Annotated in this window: 4 protein-coding genes and 1 pseudogene; 2 read left to right on the forward strand and 3 right to left on the reverse strand. The window is 62.2% G+C overall.

Annotation, left to right across the window (positions count from 1 at the left end; translation table 11 throughout):
- Positions 1-464 (forward strand): annotated as a pseudogene (locus FEM54_RS26045) (1-aminocyclopropane-1-carboxylate deaminase); the annotation flags it as partial.
- Here the strand turns inward: FEM54_RS26045 and FEM54_RS26050 are convergent.
- From FEM54_RS26050 to FEM54_RS26060, 3 genes are all read right to left on the reverse strand, one after another.
- Positions 461-1,006, reverse strand: a complete 546-nt coding sequence (locus tag FEM54_RS26050; RefSeq protein WP_017136480.1) for a cytochrome b — start codon at positions 1,004-1,006, stop codon at positions 461-463. The pseudogene FEM54_RS26045 and the gene FEM54_RS26050 sit on opposite strands and share 4 nt — an antisense overlap.
- 114 nt (positions 1,007-1,120) lie before the next feature.
- Positions 1,121-1,948, reverse strand: a complete 828-nt coding sequence (phnX, locus tag FEM54_RS26055) for a phosphonoacetaldehyde hydrolase (protein ID WP_138453609.1) — start codon at positions 1,946-1,948, stop codon at positions 1,121-1,123.
- A gap of 29 nt (positions 1,949-1,977) precedes the next feature.
- A complete protein-coding gene (locus FEM54_RS26060) occupies positions 1,978-3,087 on the reverse strand; it encodes a 2-aminoethylphosphonate--pyruvate transaminase (RefSeq protein ID WP_138453610.1) in 1,110 nt (369 codons plus the stop codon).
- Positions 3,088-3,201: 114 nt separating this feature from the next.
- On the opposite strand from FEM54_RS26060, the gene FEM54_RS26065 reads away from it, so the two are divergent.
- A complete protein-coding gene (locus FEM54_RS26065) occupies positions 3,202-4,059 on the forward strand; it encodes a LysR substrate-binding domain-containing protein (RefSeq protein ID WP_017136483.1) in 858 nt (285 codons plus the stop codon).
- Positions 4,060-4,207 lie beyond the last annotated feature (148 nt).

Consider the following 4,207-nt stretch of genomic DNA (forward strand, 5'->3'; position numbering starts at 1 on the left):
GCGGTGGAAGGGCCGGGGCAATGGGTTGCGGGGTGTTGGTTGAGCAGGTGCGCGCTCAACTGAACAGGCTCGGCTGGGCTGATTACGACGCGTGGTGGTTGGCGGCGGGCACCGGCACCACACTGGCCGGGTTGGCGCTGGCAGAGGCGGGCGTGCATCCGGTGTTCGGCGCCTTGGCGGTGCCGGATGATCACGGGGTTGCCCAGAACGTGCAGGCCATCGTGCAGCACGGCTATGAATTACTGGACGCGAGCCGAGGCGGCTTCGCCAAGGTCGACCCGTTATTGCTCGATTTTATCCAGGCGACGGAACAGGCAGGCGGCTTACCGTTGGAGCCGCTCTATACTGGCAAGGCCTTGCTGGCGTTGAAGCAACAGATCGAGGCCGGACGCTTCGCCCCCGGCACTCGCTTGATTTTCGTGCACACCGGCGGCCTGCAAGGCCGCCGGAGCATGGAGAGCTAGCGCTTGGGCATCATGCGTAACACGGTGTTATCGCGCATGAAGTAATGGTGATACAGACCGGCCACGGCATGCAGGCCGATCAGCCAATAACCGACGGTGCCGCCCAGCTCGTGCCATTCTTTGATCTGTTTGGACAGGTCTTTGTTTTCGCCAATCAAGGGCGGCAACTCGATCCCGTAAAACATCACGGAATGGCCCTGGGCACTGACGATCAGCCAGCCGAAAATCGGCATGCCGATCATGAACAGGTACAGCGCCAGATGCATCAGTGTTGCCAGTGCCGATTGCCATTGCGGCGGTGCCGGCACGATCTTTGGTGCAACGCCCAAGGTGCGGGCAAACAGGCGCAGCCATACCAGCACAAACACTGTCAGGCCGAACATGTAGTGCATTTCTACAATCAGGGCCCGCCCGCCACTGCCTTTGGGAAAGATCCCGCGAAACTCAATGCAGGCGTAAACCACCGCCAGCAGCACCACCATCAACCAGTGCAGCGCAATCGACATGGTGCTGTAGCGGGTATCGGAGTTTTTCCACGGCATCGCTTGGTTCCTCACTCATCAGGGCATACTTCCGTTCTTTCGCGACGGAATCCTATAACTGTATGCCGGTTTTGAGCGGTGCGCCTGACGTAAATGCTGTTGTTTTGATCTCAATCAGTCGCTTTGCGGCATTTCACCGCGGGCCAGGCGCTGGTTGATATCGGTGATCACCGCAGGCAGGTCGTTGATGGTGTCGATCAGGTAGTGCGGTCGCGAACCCTCGAACAACTTCTCGATGCGTGTGCGCTCGCTGGCCAGGGCGGCGGCGTCCAGGTCACGAAATTGCTCGTAGGTCAGGCCCAGCGCATTGCCGGAGCAGGTCAGTGCCACGGTCCACATGCCGGCGCGACGGCCTTCGAGGATGCCCGGTACGGTATCGTCGACCTTCACGCACGCCGCCACATCGTCAATGCCCAGCGCGATCACGTTGGCCAGTGCCTGGGCGGGCCACGGGCGGCCGTTGGGCACTTCGTCGGTGGCGACCACGTGGTCGGCGATGTAGCCGTTGGTGGCGGCCAGGGCGACCACCTTGTCCATCACCTGTTTGGGGTAGCCGGAGCAGGAGCCGATCTTGATGCCTTGCACACGCAGGCGGGCGATGGTGTCGAGGGCACCGGGGATCAAGGCCGAGTGCTCGGCGATTTTCTCGATCTGCAAGGGCATGAAACGCTGGTAGATCGAGGTCACGTCGTCATCGGTCGGCGTGCGGCCAAAGGCTTTGCGGTAGCGTTCGGCGACCTGCGGTTGGTCGCAGAGCGTGCGGATATGGTCCCACTTGCCCATGCCCATCGGGCCACGGGCTTCTTCGATGGAGACTTGCACGTCGAACTCGGCAAACGCCTCGACAAAGATCTGCGTGGGCGCGAAAGAGCCGAAGTCGACCACGGTGCCGGCCCAGTCGAGGATCACGGCCTGGAGGGTGTTGGGGTTTTGATAGTTCATGGTTCAAGTCCTGTGGGTAATGGGGGCAATCAGATGTCCAGCACTTCCATTTCTTGCAGCACCTGGCCGATCGCCTCGACCGCCGCTTGCATGCCCTGTGCGTCAACGTGGCCGATGCAGCCGACGCGGAAGGTTTCTACTTGGGTCAATTTGCCGGGGTAGAGAATGAAACCCTTGGCCTTGACCCGCTCGTAGAAGTCCTTGAACTGGTAGCGCGGGTCTTTTGGCGCATGGAAGGTGACGATGATCGGCGCCTGGATGGCGGCTGGCAGGAAGCTGCGCAGACCCAGTGCGGCCATGCCGTCGAGCAGCGTCCGGCAGTTGTCGGCATAGCGTTGATGGCGTGCGGGCAGGCCGCCTTCTTCCTGGTATTGCAGCAAGGCTTCGTGCAGCGCGGCGACCACGTGGGTCGGCGGGGTGAAGCGCCATTGGCCGGTCTTGGCCATGTAGCTGTGCTGGTCGAACAAGTCCATTGCCAGGGAATGGCAGTTGCCTTGGGCGCCCGCCAGTGCCTGTTTGTCGGCGAAGACAAAGCCCATGCCCGGCACGCCTTCCAGGCACTTGCCCGAGGCGGCGATCAGCGCGTCAAACGGCACTTCGCGGGCGTCGATCGGCAGTGCGCCGAAGGAACTCATGGCGTCGATGATCAGGCGTTTATCGTGCTGTTTAACCACCTGCGCGATGTCCGGCAGCGGGTTGAGAATGCCGGTGCTGGTTTCGCAGTGGATCAACGCGACGTGAGTGATCGCCGAGTCGGCGTGCAGCAGGCGGTCGACGTAGGCGGCGGTAGTGGGTTCGTCTTCAGCGGTTTCGAAGGTGCTGAAGTCGCGGCCGAGCACTTCGCAGATCTTCGCCAGGCGCTTGCCGTAGGCGCCGTTGATCAGCACCAGTACCTTGCCGTTGCGCGGCACCAGGGTGCCAATGGCCGCTTCGACGGCAAAGGTGCCGCTGCCTTGCAGGGGCACGCAGTGGTGGCTGTCGGTGGCGTGCAGGATCGCCAGCAATTGTGTGCAGACGCTGGCGGTCAGTTGGTTGAAGCGGTCATCCCATGACCCCCAATCGACCATCATTGCCTGACGGGTGCGGTTCGAAGTGGTCAAGGGGCCAGGGGTTAGCAGGATCGGCGCGGCAGTGCTCATCTCAAGTCCTCGCAAGGTCATTGGGGGGTGAAGCTACGGCGCCTAAATTGCAGTTTGGCTTGTCATCAATCAAATTGTTTGTTGTTATGCGAGCTATCAGTGAGGCCGATAGCTATGAATTTGTTTCAACTGCGTGCATTCGATGCCGTGGCCCGCGAGGGCAGCTTTACCCGTGCCGCCGCACGGCTGTTCATCAGCCAGCCGGCGGTGACCGGGCACATCAAGGCCCTGGAAGAGCACTACCAGATCGCGCTGCTGCGGCGCACCGCCCGGCGGGTGGAATTGACCGAGGAGGGCACGCGTCTGGCCGCGATCACTCGGGCAATTTTCGGTCTGGTGGATGAAGCGCAGGCGTTGCTCGAAGCCAATCGGCAGTTGCTCAGCGGACGCCTGGAAGTGGCCGCGGACGGCCCGCACCTGGTGATGCCGATGATCGCCAGCCTGCGTGCCCGTTATCCCGGCATCACCGTGAACCTGCGCCTGGGCAATGCCCAGGAAACCCTGGCGGCGCTGCTCTCCGAGCATGCGGATGTGGCGGTGCTGACGGAGGTGGAGCCACGCAATGGCCTGCACCTGCAGCCTTTGAGTGAGTCGCGTATTTGCGCGCTTGTCCCGGCCAGCCACCCGTGGGCGGCACTGCCCAAGGGCATTCGCCTGGAACAGCTCAACGAGGTGATCATGGTATTGCGCGAGCCCAGCTCCATCACGCGGCGAACCTTCGATGATGCGTGTGGAGCTGCGGGTGTGCAGCCCAAGGTGCTGCTGGAACTGGACAGCCGCGAGGCGGTGACCGAAGCCGTGGCGGCCGAGTTGGGCGTGGGCGTGGTGTCGTCAATGGAAGTCAGCCAGGACCCGCGTGTGCAGGCCGTGACGATTCAGGGCGATGGGTTGTTGAACCGGCACATGCTCGGCTGTATGGAGCGGCGCCGCTCGTTGCGGCTGATTCAGGCGTTCTTTGAGTTGGCGTCTTGAGTTGAAGACCGAGTCGAGGCCATCGCGGGCAAGCCCGGCTCCCACATTGGTCCGGTTACTCAGGTACTACTCGGTCAACTGTGGGAGCCGGGCTTGCTCGCGATGAGGCCCTGAAACTCAGCGCAAACTGTCCCGCACAATATCGAGA

This window comes from Pseudomonas edaphica (genome assembly GCF_005863185.1).
Taxonomy (GTDB): Bacteria; Pseudomonadota; Gammaproteobacteria; order Pseudomonadales; family Pseudomonadaceae; genus Aquipseudomonas; species Aquipseudomonas edaphica.

Excerpts from the sequence above, each read along its gene's own strand:
- FEM54_RS26050 (WP_017136480.1), bottom strand. The coding sequence starts at position 1,006 with ATGCCGTGGAAAAACTCCGATACCCGCTACAGCACCATGTCGATTGCG.
- phnX (WP_138453609.1), bottom strand. The coding sequence starts at position 1,948 with ATGAACTATCAAAACCCCAACACCCTCCAGGCCGTGATCCTCGACTGG.
- FEM54_RS26060 (WP_138453610.1), bottom strand. The coding sequence starts at position 3,087 with ATGAGCACTGCCGCGCCGATCCTGCTAACCCCTGGCCCCTTGACCACT.
- FEM54_RS26065 (WP_017136483.1), top strand. The coding sequence starts at position 3,202 with ATGAATTTGTTTCAACTGCGTGCATTCGATGCCGTGGCCCGCGAGGGC.